General features: G+C 37.9%; 18 protein-coding genes. 10 read left to right on the top strand and 8 right to left on the bottom strand.

Annotated elements, in window-relative coordinates; translation table 11 throughout:
* Positions 1 to 174 precede the first annotated feature (174 nt).
* From V8G61_RS13460 to V8G61_RS13435, 6 genes are all read left to right on the top strand, one after another.
* Complete coding sequence (locus tag V8G61_RS13460; protein ID WP_394876384.1) at positions 175 to 1,635, top strand: oligosaccharide flippase family protein; 1,461 nt, start codon at positions 175 to 177, stop codon at positions 1,633 to 1,635.
* The gene (gene dut, locus V8G61_RS13455; protein WP_394876383.1) at positions 1,632 to 2,066 is read left to right on the top strand and encodes a dUTP diphosphatase; all 435 of its coding nucleotides are present in this window, start codon (positions 1,632 to 1,634) and stop codon (positions 2,064 to 2,066) included. The genes V8G61_RS13460 and dut overlap by 4 nt, the downstream gene beginning before the upstream one ends.
* A gap of 115 nt (positions 2,067 to 2,181) precedes the next feature.
* Positions 2,182 to 3,201: a sugar nucleotidyltransferase gene (locus V8G61_RS13450; RefSeq protein ID WP_394876382.1), complete on the top strand. Its 1,020-nt coding sequence runs from the start codon at positions 2,182 to 2,184 to the stop codon at positions 3,199 to 3,201.
* A 39-nt stretch (positions 3,202 to 3,240) separates the two neighbouring features.
* Positions 3,241 to 4,602: a tetratricopeptide repeat protein gene (locus tag V8G61_RS13445; protein WP_394876381.1), complete on the top strand. Its 1,362-nt coding sequence runs from the start codon at positions 3,241 to 3,243 to the stop codon at positions 4,600 to 4,602.
* On the top strand, positions 4,602 to 5,369 hold the full coding sequence (locus V8G61_RS13440) for a DUF4292 domain-containing protein (RefSeq protein WP_394876380.1): 768 nt from the start codon (positions 4,602 to 4,604) through the stop codon (positions 5,367 to 5,369). Before V8G61_RS13445 ends, V8G61_RS13440 begins: the two co-directional genes overlap by 1 nt.
* Before the next feature lie 2 nt (positions 5,370 to 5,371).
* Positions 5,372 to 6,598: a murein hydrolase activator EnvC family protein gene (locus tag V8G61_RS13435; RefSeq protein ID WP_394876379.1), complete on the top strand. Its 1,227-nt coding sequence runs from the start codon at positions 5,372 to 5,374 to the stop codon at positions 6,596 to 6,598.
* A gap of 135 nt (positions 6,599 to 6,733) precedes the next feature.
* Here V8G61_RS13435 and V8G61_RS13430 read toward each other — a convergent pair whose 3' ends face one another.
* Positions 6,734 to 7,246 carry an acyl-CoA thioesterase gene (locus V8G61_RS13430; RefSeq protein ID WP_394876605.1) on the bottom strand — a complete coding sequence of 171 codons (513 nt, stop codon included), beginning with the start codon at positions 7,244 to 7,246 and terminating at the stop codon, positions 6,734 to 6,736.
* A 337-nt stretch (positions 7,247 to 7,583) separates the two neighbouring features.
* Between V8G61_RS13430 and V8G61_RS13425 the strand changes: the two genes are divergently transcribed.
* Positions 7,584 to 8,066, top strand: coding sequence for a hypothetical protein (locus tag V8G61_RS13425; RefSeq protein ID WP_394876378.1), 483 nt, complete (start codon positions 7,584 to 7,586; stop codon positions 8,064 to 8,066).
* Positions 8,067 to 8,741: 675 nt separating this feature from the next.
* Positions 8,742 to 8,948, top strand: a complete 207-nt coding sequence (locus V8G61_RS13420; protein WP_394876377.1) for a hypothetical protein — start codon at positions 8,742 to 8,744, stop codon at positions 8,946 to 8,948.
* Between the two features lie 377 nt (positions 8,949 to 9,325).
* On the opposite strand, the gene V8G61_RS13415 is transcribed toward V8G61_RS13420, so the two are convergent.
* The gene (locus V8G61_RS13415) at positions 9,326 to 10,261 is read right to left on the bottom strand and encodes an SPOR domain-containing protein (protein ID WP_394876376.1); all 936 of its coding nucleotides are present in this window, start codon (positions 10,259 to 10,261) and stop codon (positions 9,326 to 9,328) included.
* Positions 10,262 to 10,365: 104 nt separating this feature from the next.
* Between V8G61_RS13415 and dprA the strand changes: the two genes are divergently transcribed.
* Positions 10,366 to 11,469 carry a DNA-processing protein DprA gene (gene dprA / locus V8G61_RS13410; RefSeq protein WP_394876375.1) on the top strand — a complete coding sequence of 368 codons (1,104 nt, stop codon included), beginning with the start codon at positions 10,366 to 10,368 and terminating at the stop codon, positions 11,467 to 11,469.
* Positions 11,470 to 11,484: 15 nt separating this feature from the next.
* On the opposite strand, the gene trpS is transcribed toward dprA, so the two are convergent.
* The gene (gene trpS / locus V8G61_RS13405; RefSeq protein ID WP_394876374.1) at positions 11,485 to 12,453 is read right to left on the bottom strand and encodes a tryptophan--tRNA ligase; all 969 of its coding nucleotides are present in this window, start codon (positions 12,451 to 12,453) and stop codon (positions 11,485 to 11,487) included.
* A gap of 86 nt (positions 12,454 to 12,539) precedes the next feature.
* Entirely contained in the window at positions 12,540 to 12,782 is a 243-nt protein-coding gene (locus V8G61_RS13400; protein ID WP_394876372.1) for a GlsB/YeaQ/YmgE family stress response membrane protein, read from the bottom strand.
* Positions 12,783 to 12,847: 65 nt separating this feature from the next.
* On the opposite strand from V8G61_RS13400, the gene V8G61_RS13395 reads away from it, so the two are divergent.
* Positions 12,848 to 13,585: a lysophospholipid acyltransferase family protein gene (locus tag V8G61_RS13395; protein WP_394876371.1), complete on the top strand. Its 738-nt coding sequence runs from the start codon at positions 12,848 to 12,850 to the stop codon at positions 13,583 to 13,585.
* Positions 13,586 to 13,668: 83 nt separating this feature from the next.
* Here V8G61_RS13395 and V8G61_RS13390 read toward each other — a convergent pair whose 3' ends face one another.
* From V8G61_RS13390 to recA, 4 genes are all read right to left on the bottom strand, one after another.
* Positions 13,669 to 15,207 carry a hypothetical protein gene (locus tag V8G61_RS13390; protein ID WP_394876370.1) on the bottom strand — a complete coding sequence of 513 codons (1,539 nt, stop codon included), beginning with the start codon at positions 15,205 to 15,207 and terminating at the stop codon, positions 13,669 to 13,671.
* Positions 15,207 to 15,749: an RNA polymerase sigma factor gene (locus V8G61_RS13385; RefSeq protein WP_394876369.1), complete on the bottom strand. Its 543-nt coding sequence runs from the start codon at positions 15,747 to 15,749 to the stop codon at positions 15,207 to 15,209. The genes V8G61_RS13390 and V8G61_RS13385 overlap by 1 nt, the downstream gene beginning before the upstream one ends.
* Before the next feature lie 27 nt (positions 15,750 to 15,776).
* On the bottom strand, positions 15,777 to 16,181 hold the full coding sequence (locus V8G61_RS13380) for a hypothetical protein (RefSeq protein ID WP_394876368.1): 405 nt from the start codon (positions 16,179 to 16,181) through the stop codon (positions 15,777 to 15,779).
* Between the two features lie 97 nt (positions 16,182 to 16,278).
* Complete coding sequence (gene recA, locus V8G61_RS13375) at positions 16,279 to 17,286, bottom strand: recombinase RecA (RefSeq protein WP_394876367.1); 1,008 nt, start codon at positions 17,284 to 17,286, stop codon at positions 16,279 to 16,281.
* Positions 17,287 to 17,373: the final 87 nt, after the last annotated feature.

The raw sequence follows: 17,373 nt of genomic DNA, 5'->3' as shown, positions 1-17,373 counted from the left end.
GAAAGCGACGGAAGCTTGCCTGCCTTGGGTAGGAATCTTAAAAAACACAAACCCCACTAAACGGTGGGGTTTTTTTAGTTTTATAGCCCTTCGATATCTAATTACATCTCCAATACCGTATCTTTGGTATACGTGGCTTAAAAAGCGTATTTTTAGCATTTAAACTGTCTTTTCTTGAGTGGATTAAAGTCATTATTCAAACAAACAGCAATCTATGGGTTAGCTACGGTGCTACCCCGCATGCTTAGCTTTTTACTGGTGCCTCTTTACACGACCGAGGGTGTGTTGTCTTCCGTTGCTGAATACGGTCAGGTTTCAATAATATTTTCATATTTCGTTTTGCTCAATGTGGTTTTGGCCTACGGAATGGAAACTGCTTTTTTTCGCTTTTTTAATAAACACGACGATAAAAGGACAGTCACGGGAACGTCTGCAATTTCACTGATATTCTCATCATTCCTGTTTTTTGCCTTAGCACTTCTGTTTCAAGATCAAATAGCTGAACTCATAAGTATCGATGTTAAATATATCAAACTTGTTGTTTGGATCTTACTTCTGGATGCTTTGGTCATTATTCCCTTTGCATGGTTACGAGCCAAGGCAAGGCCTATGCGCTACGCTGTGGTAAAGATTTTAAATGTGGCCATTAATCTGGGTTTGAATGTGTTTTTCTTATTGGCCTTGAAAGACCTGGCAAGAGAAAATACCTTTTTTGATGTTATTTATCGACCGGATTTTGAGATCAGTTATATATTTATTGCCAACTTAATTGCAAGTGCGGTTACCCTGCTTTTTATGTCACCATTCTACCTGCAGCTTCAATATGTTTTCAATAAGGTACTTTGGAAAAAAATGCTGAAATATGCCTATCCGGTACTTATTGCAGGTGTTGCGTTTTCGGTTAATGAAACTTTTGACCGTATACTTCTTGCTGAAATGTTACCGCCTGACATTGCCGAGACCCAAATTGGAATGTACTCGGCTTGTTACAAGATCGCTGTTTTTATGACCTTATTCGCCACTGCTTACAGGTTGGGCATCGAACCCTTTTTCTTCAGTCACGCTAAAGCGGAAAACCCACAAAAGAATTATGCTCGGATCCTCGAATTTTTTGTCGCCTTGGGCGCGATCATATTTTTATCGGTTGTTGTTTTTGCCGATGTTTTGAAACTATTTATTGTGCGTAGCGAAGCTTATTGGCAGGCCATGTGGGTCGTTCCTATAATCCTACTCGCTAATTTTTGTCTGGGGATCTATCACAACCTGTCGGTATGGTATAAAATCACTGATCGCACCAAATTTGGGGCGTACATATCGGTAGTTGGAGCGATAATCACCTTAACAATTAACTTTTTATTTATCAAGGAATTCAGTTATAAAGCTTCTGCTGTAGCCACTTTAGTAGCTTATGCGGTCATGATGTTTTTATCATTTTTCTTTGGAAGAAAATATTATCCAATTCCTTATAACCTCAAAAAAATAGGATTTTACTTGGGTGGCTCAACGGTGTTTTCCTGGTTGTCCTTTTATGAATTTAGAGGAAATTATGTTGTTGGAATAACGCTGTTAATTGTATTTTTGGGAATCGTATATAAATTTGAGCAAGACAAGATAAAACAGGTATTGAAATTATGAAAATTAAGATCATTAATAAATCAAATCACGATTTACCACAGTATGAAACGGAAGCTTCAGCAGGGTTGGATCTACGCGCAGCCTTATCTGAGCCACGGACATTGAAACCTTTGGAACGGAGCGTGGTGGGGACAGGCTTATTTATTGAGTTACCCATTGGATATGAAGCTCAGGTACGACCAAGAAGTGGTTTGGCAGCTAAGAAGGGCATCACTGTTTTAAATGCTCCGGGAACCATTGACGCTGATTATCGTGGTGAGATCGGTGTGATCTTAGTCAATTTATCACATCATGAATTTGTAATCCAAAATGGAGAGCGTATTGCGCAATTGGTTATTTCCAAACATGAACGTGCCGAATGGGATTTAGTGAATCAGCTTTCGGAAACCAAGCGTGGAAGCGGAGGTTTTGGAAGTACCGGGGTGAAGTAGATTTAAAGAAAAGAGAGAAGAGAAGTAAGAAAAGAGACAAGAGACAAGAGAATTTAGAGCATTATATAAATCTCTATTCTCTGCTCTATTTTCTCTATTCTAAAAAATAAAAAATATGAAAATAATAGTTCCCATGGCGGGTCGTGGATCACGATTACGTCCGCATAGTTTAACCGTACCAAAACCTTTAATTCCAGTAGCGGGTCAACCTATTGTGCACCGTCTGGTAAAGGATATAGCCAAAGTTTTAAAACAACCTGTAGAGGAAATTGCCTTTGTTCTTGGTGATCCGGCATGGTTTGGCGACGAGGTCGTGACCAGTCTTGAAGCCTTGGCAAAAAGTCTGGGAGCTAAGGCTAGTATTTATCGACAGGACCAGCCTTTGGGTACGGGTCATGCCATTATGTGTGCTAAACCATCGCTGTCAGGGCCAGCTGTTATTGCCTATGCCGACACGTTAATTCGTGCGGATTTCGATCTGGATGCTGAAGCTGATAGCGTGATCTGGACCAAAAAAGTAGCCAATCCCGAAGCCTATGGGGTGGTCAAATTAAATGCGAAAGAGGAGATCGTAGAATTGGTTGAAAAACCAAAACAATTTGTGAGCGATCAGGCCGTTATAGGCATTTACTATTTTAAGGACGTGGCCGTTTTAAAAGATAAATTACAGGAGATCCTAGATGAAAATATTACCAATGGTGGGGAATATCAAATTAACGATGGTATCAAACGTATGATGGCCGAGGGTAAGGTATTTAAAACCGGAACGGTTGATGAATGGATGGATTGTGGAAATAAGGCGATCACTATTGAAACGAATAAACGCATGCTGGGATTTTTAGAATCAGATGGTGAAGAACAACTTGTAGCATCCTCCGTGACACTTGAAAACGCCACTATTATAGAACCCTGTTTTATTGGGGAACATGTTGTTTTAAAAAATAGTACGATTGGACCTTTTGTATCGGTTGGTGAATCCACCGTTATTGAAAATTCCAGTATTGCTAACAGCTTAATTCAAAACGAAACGCATATTAAGAATGCCCATTTAGAAGAAGCCATGATTGGGAATCACGTCATTTACAACGGTAAATTCACAAAGGTAAGTTTAGGCGATTATTCCGTTTTGGAATAGAATTTGAACGGCATTTTGCGGATTAGGATTTAACAATTCATGAAAAAAAGGAACGTCATATTAATTTTTGTTCTCAGCCTTAGTGTTGGGTTTCAGATGGCCTTTGCTCAGGTGGATTTTAACAAAAAGCCCACAGATGATCTAGGTAATGTTGAGGATGCTTTTCAGGAATCATTTTTTGAGGCCTTAAAACAACGTGCTATTGAAAATTACGATCGTGCCGTAGAAGCTCTTTTGAAATGTGAAGAAATCGATAGGCGCTCTGCCGTGGTTTATTATGAACTCGGCCTGAATTATAGTCAGCTTCAAAATTTCGGCGAAGCCGAAGATGCCTTTAAAAAAGCGGTGCGTTTGGAGCCAGAAAATGAATGGTATAACGATGCCCTGTATGGGTATTATCTGGATCAAAAGGATTATGATAAGGCCATAAAAACCCTAAAGGACCTTGTTGAATATCATCCGGATTATAAAGAAGATCTGGCTGGTTTGTATATGAAGATTGAGAAGTTTGATAAAGCTTTAGAAATTCTGGATGAATTGGATGCTAAATACGGCATTACCGAAAGTAGAGATTACATGCGTAATGCTATTTACAAGGCTACCGGCCGAAAAGATGAGCAAATAGAGAATTTGGAAGAACGTGTTGAGAATGATCCTGATAAAGAAGCGAATTACCTAAAACTGATCTACCGGTACAGCGCCAATAATCAAGAGGACAAAGCCTTTGAAACGGCTAAGGAACTCTTAAGAGTAAATCCGAAGTCGCAATTGGTTCACCTGGCATTGTATAAATTTTATTTGAAGGCCAATGAGCCTGAAAAGGCCATAGAATCTATGAAAATTGTGGTTAAGAGTTCGCAGATTGAACCGGATGCCAAATTGAAAGTACTAACAGATTTTGTGAATTTTGTTAAAGCCTTTCCGGAGTATGAACCTGATCTGGTAGAAGCTACCGTGGCTGTTGGAAGTACAAATAATGTGAACACCTTGTTAGAGTTGGGTCAGTATTATTTAAAAGAAAATGACAAGGTGAATGCCATGAAAAATTTTGAAGCAGCTTTGGCTTTGGCTCCGGATAATTTAAGGGTGTTGAAAAACACACTTTTATTGTATTTGGATTTTAAAAAGTTTGAAAGTGCTAAGGAAAAGAGTCAAATGGCTATGGAGAAATACCCGGCGCAACCGCTCTTTTATTTAATAAACGGTGTGTCTTCAAACGCTTTAAATAAACCTAAAGAGGCTTTGGAAGCCTTGGATATGGGTGTTGATTTTGTGGTTGATAATCCGAAAATGACCCGTGATTTCTATTCAGAGATGAGCAAATCCTATACCTTGTTGAATAATATGGCTAAAGCAAAAACGTTTAGTGATAAAGCCAAACAAATACCCGAATCGAATTAATGAGTAAATATACAGCCCTTATCGCAGTCTTGTTTATGAGTACGTTGTTTAGTTGCCGGTCAACAAAAACACTTACCTCAGCGGAAGCTAATTATAACCTTTCAACCAAACAGGTCATCAGAGAGAATAGTAGGCAAGCAGCTAAATTCCGAACTTTGGATTCGAAAGTGAAGTTGAGTTATGATGCCGACGGCCGTTCACAATCTTACAGCATTAGTTTACGCATTGAAAAAGATCAAAAGATCTGGATGAGTTCGGCGTTTTCGGTAGTTAAAGCTATGATAACTCCCGACGGTGTAAGCTATTATAACAAATTGGATAAAACCTATTTTGAAGGGGATTTTAGCTATTTAAGCGAACTGTTGGGCATACCATTGGATTTTACCAAAGCGCAAAACCTTATATTAGGAGAATTGTTATACCCTGTGAAAACTCAGGGGTTCACTTCAGAAGTGTTGGATAATAATTATGTGGTTCAGCCTAAAAACCAGAACGAATTGTTTGAATTATTTTTCCTGATCGACCCTGCCATGTTCAAGGTAAATTCACAGCAAATGGCCCAGGCGTCTTTGCGTCGGCTGTTGCAAATAGATTACCAAAAATATCAGGAGGTACAAAAACAGATTATTCCGGAAACGATTCGGATTTTAGCAGTTGAAGGCAACCAGGAAGCGATTATTGAGTTGGATTTTAAGAACACTTCCCTCAATGAAAGTTTACGTTTTCCGTTTAAAATTCCATCGGGATACCAAAAAATCGAACTGTAGCGATGCATATAAAACGAGCACATAAACGAATTTTATTTATTGGCCTGTTGTTGTGTTGTTTTTTGGGTTTTTCGCAAAATAATAAACAACAAGCACTGGAGAATCGGCGTTTGGAGTTACGTCGAGAGATTGAAAAGATCAATGCCCTACAGTTAGAGAACCGCTCGAAAAAGCAGTCGGAATTATCGAAGATCGAGGATTTTAATTATAAGATCAATGTGCTGAATAATTTGATCAAGGTTACCAATCAGCAAGCGAATTATCTTACTCGAGAGATCAACAACAATCAGAAAAAAGTAACGGACCTAAGAGCTGAATTGAAACAGCTTAAAGCGGATTATGCGGCCATGATCGTGAAGTCTTATAAAAGTAAAAATCAGCAAAGCCGTTTGATGTTTTTGTTGTCATCGGATAATTTTAAACAGGCTTATAAACGCTTGCAATACATTAAACAATATGCTGCGCATCAAAAAAAGCAGGGTGAGATCATCAAGTTAAAAACCCAGGAATTACAGGATATTAATAAGGATTTGCTGAAGCAAAAAGAGGCTAAGAATGCCTTGATCGAAGAAAACAGAAAAAGCCAAAAAGACCTGGAAGCCCAACGGGCTCAGCACCAAAGTTTAATGGCAGCCATTAATAAGAATTTAAGCAGGTATACAGCACAAATTCGGGAAAAGCAACGCGAGGCCGATCGGATAGAAAAGCAGATCAATGCGATTATTCGTGCCGAGATAGCCAAATCGAATGCCAAAGCCGGAAAATCGACCTCAAGCACAAGTTTTGCTTTAACCCCTGAAGAAAAGGTATTGGCCTCGAACTTTGAAGCCAACAAAGGAAAACTACCCTGGCCTGTTGAAAAGGGTTTTGTGCGTTTGGGTTATGGTCGGCAGCCTTCGTTAATTAATAAATCGCTTATAGTGAAACGTAACGGGGTATTGATTGCCACAGAAAAAGGAGCTGAGGTTCGTACGGTATTTGATGGTGTTGTGAGTAAGATCATCATGATCAAGAATGCTTATCCTGTGATCGTTATTCGGCATGGTAATTACATGACAGCCTACAGGAATGTGATCAATATACGGGTAAAAGAGGGTGATCGTGTTGGTACAAAAGAGGTGCTTGGCGATGTGGCTACAAACCCGGCTACGGGTGAAACATTATTAAGTTTTATTGTGTATAAGGATTCCAATACTCAGGATCCGGCGAGTTGGGTCAATCAAATGTAATACATTGTGTTAAATCATTGCTGCAGCCCGCAATAGGGATTGCAGCGGTTATCCTTTTTGCGCGTTGAGCGGAAAAAGATAGTAGCGGAAAGCCCGACTCCTGCCTAAAGCAGGAGGATTGTCCAAAATATTTTTTTAATTAAAGAAAAGCGCTTTGAGTTCGGTAGCCTCTTGGGGTTTTAACTTTCCGGCCAGAACCAGACTGAGTTGTTTGCGACGTAGAGCAGCGGCGTGGCGCTCTTTTTCGATATCGGTTTGGGGAATAACTTCCGGCACTTTTACGGGTAGTCCTGTTTCATCAACGGCTACAAAGGTGTAAATGGCCTCGTTAGCCTTGGTGCGGGCACCGGATTCACGATCCTCGATCCAGACATCGATAAAAATTTCCATAGACGTTTTGAAAGCTCGCGACACCTTGGCCTCCACGGTTACCACACTTCCCAGGGGCACGGCACGGTTGAAAGCCACATGATTCACAGAGGCCGTTACCACAATGCGGCGCGAATGACGACGGGCGGCAATACTGGCAGCGCGATCCATACGGGCAAGGAGCTCGCCTCCAAAAAGATTGTTTAAGGGATTGGTCTCACTGGGCAGGACCATATCGGTCATTATGGTTCTAGATTCTTCAGGTGTTTTTGCTTTCATAGCCTTGTAATTAGGCTGCAAAGGTACGGGATTTTGGGGGATTTGAAGGTTTGTTGCCCAAACAAAACCAAAGGCTTGATATACCGTTTATCGATGGTTATTTTATTTTTTTGTAAGAAATAGCAAAAAAGTATATTGTTTTTTCTGATAATTGAGATTTAATATTCACCTTTAAGTATTCAAAGTAGTACAACCACCTTTTTATTTTATTGTTTAACTCATGTGCAGACCGCGATCTTTTCATATTTCGATCGGATTGTATCGGTACGTTAAAAAAACTAACAATTAATGGAATGAAAAAGCATTAATCAAAATGGAATCATAGCAACGCTTGATTTTGAAAACACAAAGATTGAATTATGATTTGGACGATCCTTCTTTAATTTCTATTGAGAATAGTGATTTACGTGCTATTTCTATCCCTGAAATTAATAATTCAAACCCTAATTTGAAGAGGGAGAAGAGTTTTATTATTGATAAGAATGGAGAAATAGCAAAATTTATAATAACTGAAATAAATTTTATTAGTGAGACAGAAATAGAAGTAAAGTATTTGAATGAAAATGGAGAACTAGTTAATTACTATTCAATTGATGCAAAAAACAATAACATTGAGTTTCTATTTTTAGAACCTAACGATAGATCAAAGAAAATATTATTACAAAAAGGATGTGGTCAAGCAATTGTTGATTGTATGAGTGATAAATATACCAAAAATGGGTGGGATTCTGTATTCTTGTCGATTGGAACGGCCTTTTTCCCAGAGGTTGCGGTAGGTGTAGCCGTGATATGTGCTTATGAGAGTGATGAATGTTCTTAATATACTAGCTATGAAAATTTTAAAAAACATTTGGATATATTATTTATTAATTCTTTTACCATTGATAATTTTAATTCTTTCTTTTAAATATTATCAATTCGAAAGTGTTTGGTTTGTTTTAGGTATTCTATTTTATTCTACAATTTATAGAACATTCATTGATGGTTATAGATTATACTACAAAAACATAATAGATAAAAAAGATATTTGGAAAAGATTAATTCCCTTATGGTATTCTATAAATTATTTCAAACAGCTTTATCTAAAATAGCAACGAGGCATATCACGGTCAATAATAAATAGGAGTTGAGGACTGGACTGCACTTAAAGTTTAGTCCTTCTCTGCTATTTTTTTTCTAATCTGAAAACAGTTGATATTAACCTTTAGCCATATTTTAGGACAAGACAGTAATTCGCTTTTTGCACTTTTAATATTATTTCCTAAATAAGCCCCGATGAGTCTTTCGTTTGTCGATGATTTTAAATTGTGTTTTATAAAAATCACGAAAAGTCGTAAAAATTACTAAGATATTACCTACAAAATATCCACCTTTATATTTTCAAAGTAATAAAAAAAACCACCTTTTATTTTATTGAGTAAATATGGCCTGATTACAATCTCTACAGATTTTGATAGGATTTTATTTACCTATTTAAAAATTAAATATTAATTGAATGAAAAAGCATGTTATTAATTTTATTTGGGTGGCTGTTGGTGTTATGATTTATAATATAATAGACTACCTCATAGGAATGTATTTTTTTTCACGGGAAGATGATTACTTGAGGCATCACGGCATTCTAGGGTTTTTAATTGAAATTGTGGTGGTATATTTTATAATTTTAATTATGCGGGTACTTTGGAAGGAATTTAGGAAGTAAAAGAATTAATTAGTTGATATATTATTCTCCTAATGAAGAATACTTTCATTTGCCCGGTTTGTAAAAAGAAACAACCCTTCAAAAAGATTTTTTTGATGTCGAATTTGTCAAAGTGGACATGCCCGCATTGTAACACTTTAATAAAACCAAAAGACCTATCATCCAAGGCCTGGTTGGTAGGTTTCTTATCTGTAATATTACCTGGTAATTATGTTATTTTTGTTTTAAAAAGGGGACTATTATCGGCCTTAGGTATTGGGTTTTCTATTGGAGTTTTATCATATCTTATCGGCGTGATATATTTCTATAAAACGACCACGTTTGAGGAGGTTTAACTCAATCCTAAAATGTTATAATAGTTAATTGAATAAGAGAACCTAATCCAATTCTTGCACTTTCAACCAGGCGGCAGCGTTGTCTTCACGTTTGATGCTTCGCAAAGCTTCCAAGGCTTCTAAACGATTTTCGTAACTGGCATAAACCACTTCGTGTAAACCATACTTATTAACGCCTATTTTGTAGGCACTATAGCCTTTGGACTTAAGTTGTTTTACTTTTTTATCGCTATTGGCTTCAATGCGGAATGCTCCGGCAACAATATGGTATTTTCCCGATTGTTTGGTTACATTCAGAGTAATAGAAGGCAGCGTATTGAGATCGAAAGTGGCTTGCTGGATCTGGGATTCCAATTGTTGATCGGCTTCTTGCTGAGCGATCTGGTTATGGGTCTCAATTTGATTGATGTAGTAGCGAGAACCTCCAATACCACCTAAAGTAAGCGCGATCACGGCGATAGCTGCATATTTTAAAAATGGTGTAGCCTCGCGTTTTTTAGTTGAAATAGTGATCGGTGTGGTTTCCTCAATAGATTGAACCGTTTCGGCATAGCTTTCACGTTGAATCTCCGGAGAAACAAATTCAGATAATCCGAAAGCATCTGTTAAATAATTCAATTGATAAGTTGGTTCAAACTGAATTTTTCCGGCGTTGTTCAAGGTCATCTCTCCAATATTCTTGAAGGTGAGTATTTCTCCCTGTGTGAGATAACTTTTTAAGATCTTAACGCGTTTCGCTACTTTGTTGCGCGCTACTTCAAATGGAATTTTTTCTACATCAGCGATATAATGCGCCAGTAAACCATCGTTATTTTGTAATTGTTCGTTAAACGACAAAACTTTTTTTGGTGGATAAAAGGCTTGTGTTTCTTCAGAAATCGTAGCCGATACAGGTTGTGTTATAAAAGCCCCGAATTCAGGAATAGTAACACATTCGTAACGGTACAGTAGATCGCTTATGTAGGTTTCCAGTTGCATGAAAACAAATTTAGAAAAATTTGCTATCTAATAAAATTTACAGGGAACTATTTATTAACACAGCAAAATTCCGTTACTTGTAAACATTAATCCATGTCCCAAACATGACGAGAACAGACCTACTTTACACGCTGGCCCTCCAGCACATACCTAACATTGGCGATATTACGGCCAAAAGACTCATAAATCATTGCGGATCAGCTGAAGCTGTTTTAAAAGAATCATCCCATAAGCTCCAAAAAATAAATGGGATTGGCTCGGTGATTGTTCAGGCGATATCCAAAAAAAACTATTTGAAGGAAGCTGAGGCGGAAATGAATTTCATAGAAAAAGAAGGATTACAGGTTTTTTATTTCGAAGATGACGACTATCCTGAAAAACTAAAGCATTGTATTGACGGCCCTATTCTATTATTCCAGTCAGGTAAAATCGATCTAAAGCAAAGGCATATTATCAGTATCGTAGGTACGCGTAAAATTACCAATAGCGGTGTAGCTTTTTGTGAAAATCTTATTGAAACTTTAGCGGTTTATAATCCCCTAATCGTTTCCGGTTTTGCTTATGGTACCGATATTACGGCACACAAAGCGGCTTTGCAACATAAGCTGCAAACGATTGGTTGTCTGGCACACGGCTTTCATACGATTTATCCGAAAGTACATAAAAAGTATATGGCCCAAATGGAAGCACACGGCGGTTTTTTATCTGAGTTTTCTAGCACGGATTCTTTTGATAAAAAGAATTTTTTAAAACGGAACCGGGTGATCGCTGGGATAAGCCAAGCGACTATTGTTATTGAATCGGCCAGGAGAGGAGGTAGTTTAGTAACCGCCGATATTGCAAATTCATACAATCGGGAGGTATTTGCTGTGCCGGGAAGAACTACGGATAGCTTGAGCGAGGGTTGTAATAATTTAATTAAGCACCAACGTGCACATATGCTCACCACGCCTTTGGATGTGCCTTATATTTTAGGTTGGGAATTAGAAAATAAACAAAAACCGGCCATTCAAAAGCAGTTGTTTGTGGAACTTGATCCTGAAGAAAAAATAATTTATAATTATTTGAAAGACCACGATAAACAGCAGTTAGATACCATTGCCATTCATTGTGAGATGCCAATTTACAAGGTCGCCAGTATCCTTTTGAATATGGAACTGAAAGGACTTATTCGTCCATTACCGGGAAAATTATTTGAAATTATTTAAGGGAATTAACCGGTCTCAATAACCAACTTTTTTGCGCACCCGATTTAAAACAGCGTCGGCAACGACTTTGGCCTTTTCTGCACCATGCGCCAAAACCTTATCGATCTCCTCAAGGTTCTCCATGTAATAATTATAACGCTCGCGTTCCTGTGCAAACTTAGTAATGATTAATTCGAATAATGCTTGTTTGGCATGCCCGTAACCATAACCACCGGCCTCATAATTTTGTTTCATTTCGGTAATTTGATCCTCTGAAGCCAGAAGATTATATAAGGCAAAACAATTACATGTTTTCCAATCTTTGGGTTCTTCAAGAGGGGTACTGTCCGTTTGGATACCCATGATCTGCTTGCGAAGTTTTTTGTCGGGAAGAAAGATGTTGATGGTATTATCACGACTTTTACTCATTTTTTCACCATCGGTACCGGGAATCAGCATGGTGTTTTCCTGAATTTTACCTTCGGGCATCACAAAGGTTTCACCCATTTTTGCATGAAAACGTGTAGCCACGTCACGGGTCATTTCAATGTGTTGTAACTGGTCTTTTCCTACCGGAATAATATTGGCATCGTACAATAAAATATCGGCAGCCATCAACATAGGGTAGGTGAATAAGCCTGAATTCACATCTTCTAATCGGTCGGCTTTGTCTTTAAAACTGTGTGCCAGTGTTAGGCGCTGGTATGGAAAGAAACAGCTAAGGTACCAGGTAAGTTCGGTAACCTGAGGCACATCACTTTGGCGGTAAAATACCGTTTTGGCGGTGTTCAGACCAAAGGCGAGCCAGGTAGCTGCTGTTGAATAGGTGTTGGTTCTTAGGAGTTCGGCGTCCTTTATTTGCGTAAGGGTATGTAAGTTCGCAATAAACAGATAAGAATCATTCTTAGGATCATTAGCCATATCGATGGCCGGCATAATAGCACCTAAAATATTACCTAAATGCGGTGTTCCTGTACTTTGAATGCCTGTAAGTATTCTTGCCATGTCTGAGTTTAAAGCGCAAATTTAAAGATAAGTTAGCCAATAAAAAAAGTGGCCTGAGCCACTTTTCAAAAAAAATGGACTGGAAGCTATTTTTTAAACAGTCCTGCAATAAATAAAATAACACAAGCACCAATGGCACCGGTTATAATATCACTGATTAAACCAGTTCCAATAGCTACGCCTAGTTTGCCAAAGATCCAGTTTCCTACAAGGCCACCAATAATACCAATAATGATATTTGCTAGGAGGCCAAAACCACCACCTTTCATTAATTTTCCTGCCAGCCATCCGGCTATGGCTCCAATAAGTAGGGCATAAAGTAAACTCATAATTATAAAATTTTATAGTTTGTGTATCTAAAGATAGTCAATTTATAATATTACTTTTGATACTCATGGGTATCATTAAATACATCTTTTGGATATTATATCGGATTTGGTTTTACATTCTGGTAGGGCTACCCATTGTTTTATTATTTCCTATATTACTGATTTCCATTTCAAAAGAGTCTTGGTACCCTTTCTTTTTTAAACTGGCACGTTTTTGGGCTCGATTCATACTGGTAGGGATGGGCTTTCGCTGTATATTCATAAAAGAACAAGTGCCGGAAAAGAACAAAAGCTATATGTTCATTGCAAATCACACCTCCATGATCGATATCATGCTAATGCTGGTATTAATTAAAAATCCTTTTGTATTTGTGGGAAAAAAGGAGTTAGCCAAATTACCTTTATTCGGATTTTTTTATAAACGGACTTGTATTCTGGTGGATAGGAGTTCGCCAAAAAGCAGGCAAGCCGTTTTTTTGCGAGCTCAAAAACGCCTGCGATCAGGCTTGAGTATTTGTATTTTTCCTGAAGGTGGTGTGCCTGATGAAAGGATTATTTTGGATACTTTTAAAGATGGGGCTTTCCGACTTGCGATAAATCATCAAATACCGATAGTGCCAATTACTTTCTTTGATAATAAAAAGCGATTTTCCTATACGTTTTTCAGTGGTGGCCCAGGTGCATTAAGAGCTAAGATCCACAAATTTATTCAAACGGAGGGATTAACTGTTAATGATACCAAAACGCTGAGTGCACAAGCACATGGAATTATCATGGAGAGCTTACTTCAGGATGAAACATAAAAAAACTGCTCTCAAGGAGAGCAGTTTCCCGGACTTGATCTTGGAAGGATCAAAAAAACCAAAGTCCGCATCTAACCAAGCGTTTAAAATTTTATCGACAAGCCGGTGTACACACCTATAAAAAAGGGTTGAAAATCACCAGCTGTTCTGTTAAAAGAATTGAATTGATATTTTAATAATGGTTCAATATTTAGATCCAGTTTTTTAGTGACACCATAACTCAAGCCCAAACCAAAATTACCTGAGTAACTTGTACCATTCATATTGTTGGCTTCTCCTAAATAGGTCCTGCCAGATTCTGATTCGGTATACACCGCATTGTTACTTAAAAACAAGGTGCTAAAACCTCCAATAACCCGAAATCCAATACGCTTGTTGATCAGGGCATATTCAAGCTCTACAGGAATTTCTATATAGCCGAACGTTTGATCGATCGCAGCGTTGGAGACTACCGATTCCGGTTTTGCAGAATTTATGGATGAAGCACTGGTAAGCGTGGTATTATCGTTGGCTCCCAATCCAAGTAAATTAACATCTCCGGGTTTAGAGATAAAATCTAAGGTACCAGAGGTGTAATTTTGGCTCAGTGATTGAAACACCAAAACATCATTTGTTCTGTAGCCTAAGGCTACTTTATTGATTCCGGATCGAATCCGAAGTTTTTTATTCAAGGCGTAACGGGCCGAAATCCCATAACTCATATTTACTTCTCCTGTTTTGGAATTTCCGTTGAATTGCGGGTCAATTGCAGAGCCTTGCCCTAAGGAATTGAAATAAACAGGTGCAGCATTAGCAGCAACACTCCACCTGCTTAAATCGTCGTCGTCTTCCTTTTCAAGGATCTTATTATCGTTAAGCACCTCTTCAATGCTTTGTTTGCTCTTAGTTGTGTTTTGGGCTAGTCCCGAAAGTGAATCCTGGTTCGTTATATTATTTTTTCGAGGTTTATTTTCGGCTAAAGCCGAAGTCGGATCATTTCGTTGTTTCGAATTTACATCGGATGAATTTTCAGCTATGGCTGAAGGGTTATTTGAAGGATTGTTGTTTGTAACAGCGTTTGAGTCTTTACTTAAATTGAGATTCTTAACCCTATCATCTGAACTATCAGATGGATATGTTGCACTTTCATTTCCGGCTACCGCCGAAGGATTATTAGGAGTTGTTTTAGTATTAGAGCCTTGTGTAATGGATTTATTTGCATTCGATTTTTGAACCTCGGAGATCAAAGCATTTTTACTTTCAGAAGTTTTTTCTGAAGCTAATTGTTGCTCGTTGGAGAAGGTGTTTTCAGGAAGCAGGTTGTTTGTAGGGTCAGGAACTAATGTTTTATTCTGATCTTGTTCTTCAAGTATTTCATGTGGAGAAGTATTTGGGTTCTCATTAACAATGCGGTTGCGTTCCGGAACAACTTCTGCATCATTAAAATATGAGTAGCCCAAACCTAATAGCAATGCTAAAAGCGCAGCTACACCTGCATATGGCCACCAAAAAGGAATAGCGCGTCGTTTTTTCTTTTTCCCCAGTTTGGCTTCAATATGTTTCCAAACGGCATCATTGGGCTGGACTTCAAAATCTTTAAAGCCTTCCTGAAATAACCGGTCTATATTCTTTTTATCACTCATTACAATGAATTAATTCTTACCGAATTCGTATAATTTTCAATTTCTTTTTTCAATATCTGTCGCGCTCGCGACAGGTTTGATTTTGAGGTACCTTCACTAATTTCCAGCATGTCGGCGATGTCTTTATGAGAATAGCCATCTAAAACATACAGGTTGAAAACCAGTCTGTAGCGGTCTGGTAATTTTTGAATACTTCGGAGCAAATATTCCAAAGATACCGGTGTATCTTCTACCTCCTGTTCTTCTGCCTCAACAGTATTTTCATTAATAATATCAAAGACCTTTTCTTTGCGGTAACGTTGCAACACCGTATTGATAACAATTCGTTTTAACCAGCCCTCAAATGATCCCTTGTTTTTATATTGATGGATCTTGTTGAAGATGGTTATAAAGGCATCCTGCAAATTATCTTCTGCTTCAGTGTAATTCCTGGAATACTTCAAACAAACCGAAAATAGTTTGGCAGAGAAAATCGTATATAACTCTCCCTGTGCTTTAGTATCTTCCGATTTACACTTTTCTATGAGTTGTTTTAAACTCAAATTAGCCTTGTATTTGTTACAATTAAATTATTCTACTACCGGCACTTCAATAGTTAAATAAATATCATCACCATTGCTGTCTTCACCTTGCCAGAATTTAAAAACATACGATCCATTGCTAGTAACCAAAAAGTTAAAAGAATCTTCTGTTAATACATTATCTAATGGTTCACAGTTTTCATTTCCAACAACATTGATCGGGGCAACGACACGGATGTTATTGTCTTTGCGGTAATAGAATGTCTCGAACCAATAACAGGTTGTAGGTCTGTAATAGCGCACGGTAATAGGATATATTTCACCCATGATAAATTCCTCCGGGATGTCAACGCTTTCTACCGGCATGAATTCTCTGTAATAATAGGGTTGATCATCCGTGCTACATGAAGCAAAAAACAGGATAAGAACAGAAAATAAAATAAACCTTTTCATAACAAATTAATAATTTCGACTTTCATCGATTAGATGCTAAAAAGATAAAAAGGTTGCGTGAGTTATAAAAAAAAGCCCGTTATCGGGCTTTTAAATTTTATGTAGTTGCTTCCTTCATGACCTCTCGAACCTTTTGTTCCAGTTCATCCATCAATTCGGGATTATCTTTTATCAGATCTTTTACAGCATCACGACCCTGACCAAGTTTGGTGTCACCATAACTAAACCAAGAACCGCTTTTCTTCACAATATCATTTTCAACAGCAATATCCAGAATTTCACCTTCCTTGCTTACACCTGTGCCGTACATAATATCGAATTCAGCCAGTCTGAAAGGTGGTGCTACCTTGTTTTTAACAACTTTTACACGCGTTTTATTACCTAAAACATTACCGTTGCTATCTTTTATTTGCGTAGAACGACGAATATCTAAACGTACTGAAGCATAGAATTTCAAAGCGTTACCACCGGTAGTAGTTTCCGGATTCCCAAACATCACTCCAATTTTTTCACGTAACTGGTTAATGAAAATTACCGTGCAGTTGGTTTTACTTATAGACGCGGTTAATTTTCTTAGAGCTTGCGACATCAAACGGGCATGTAATCCCATTTTTGAATCACCCATTTCACCTTCAATCTCACTTTTAGGTGTTAAAGCAGCTACAGAATCGACAACCACAATATCAATAGCTCCCGAACGGATGAGGTTATCTGCAATTTCCAGAGCCTGCTCACCGTTGTCAGGTTGTGAGATAATTAAATTATCAATATCTAAACCTAGTTTTTTAGCATAAAACCGATCGAAGGCATGTTCAGCATCTATAAAAGCGGCAATACCACCTGCTTTTTGGGCTTCTGCAATAGCATGTAAGGTTAAGGTTGTTTTACCCGAAGATTCCGGACCATAAATTTCTATCACACGTCCGCGCGGATAACCACCAACACCAAGAGCTATATCTAATCCGAGGGAACCGGATGGAATAGCATCAACATCCACCACCGCGGAATCACTCATTCTCATTACAGTTCCCTTTCCGTAAGCCTTATCTAATTTATCTAAAGTAAGTTTTAACGCTTTTAATTTTGCTTCTTTTTCACTGCTCATTATTCTAATAATTTTCTAAGATTTGTTCAGCTAAAATACTACAACTTTTTGCAGCACACAACTCTACAACGCAACCTTTATAAACAA

Origin of the sequence: Gaetbulibacter sp. M240 (genome assembly GCF_043876815.1) — a bacterium.
In the GTDB taxonomy this organism is placed as follows: Bacteria; Bacteroidota; Bacteroidia; order Flavobacteriales; family Flavobacteriaceae; genus Gaetbulibacter_A.
Note: the sequence above shows the minus strand (reverse complement) of the source record. Positions and strands in the feature narration are given on the sequence as shown.

Coding starts and splice junctions, on each gene's coding strand:
- dut (WP_394876383.1), top strand. CDS start 1,632: ATGAAAATTAAGATCATTAATAAATCAAATCACGATTTACCACAGTAT.
- V8G61_RS13450 (WP_394876382.1), top strand. CDS start 2,182: ATGAAAATAATAGTTCCCATGGCGGGTCGTGGATCACGATTACGTCCG.
- V8G61_RS13445 (WP_394876381.1), top strand. CDS start 3,241: ATGAAAAAAAGGAACGTCATATTAATTTTTGTTCTCAGCCTTAGTGTT.
- V8G61_RS13440 (WP_394876380.1), top strand. CDS start 4,602: ATGAGTAAATATACAGCCCTTATCGCAGTCTTGTTTATGAGTACGTTG.
- V8G61_RS13435 (WP_394876379.1), top strand. CDS start 5,372: ATGCATATAAAACGAGCACATAAACGAATTTTATTTATTGGCCTGTTG.
- V8G61_RS13430 (WP_394876605.1), bottom strand. CDS start 7,246: ATGAAAGCAAAAACACCTGAAGAATCTAGAACCATAATGACCGATATG.
- V8G61_RS13420 (WP_394876377.1), top strand. CDS start 8,742: ATGAAAAAGCATGTTATTAATTTTATTTGGGTGGCTGTTGGTGTTATG.
- V8G61_RS13415 (WP_394876376.1), bottom strand. CDS start 10,261: ATGCAACTGGAAACCTACATAAGCGATCTACTGTACCGTTACGAATGT.
- dprA (WP_394876375.1), top strand. CDS start 10,366: ATGACGAGAACAGACCTACTTTACACGCTGGCCCTCCAGCACATACCT.
- trpS (WP_394876374.1), bottom strand. CDS start 12,453: ATGGCAAGAATACTTACAGGCATTCAAAGTACAGGAACACCGCATTTA.
- V8G61_RS13400 (WP_394876372.1), bottom strand. CDS start 12,782: ATGAGTTTACTTTATGCCCTACTTATTGGAGCCATAGCCGGATGGCTG.
- V8G61_RS13395 (WP_394876371.1), top strand. CDS start 12,848: ATGGGTATCATTAAATACATCTTTTGGATATTATATCGGATTTGGTTT.
- V8G61_RS13390 (WP_394876370.1), bottom strand. CDS start 15,207: ATGAGTGATAAAAAGAATATAGACCGGTTATTTCAGGAAGGCTTTAAA.
- V8G61_RS13380 (WP_394876368.1), bottom strand. CDS start 16,181: ATGAAAAGGTTTATTTTATTTTCTGTTCTTATCCTGTTTTTTGCTTCA.
- recA (WP_394876367.1), bottom strand. CDS start 17,286: ATGAGCAGTGAAAAAGAAGCAAAATTAAAAGCGTTAAAACTTACTTTA.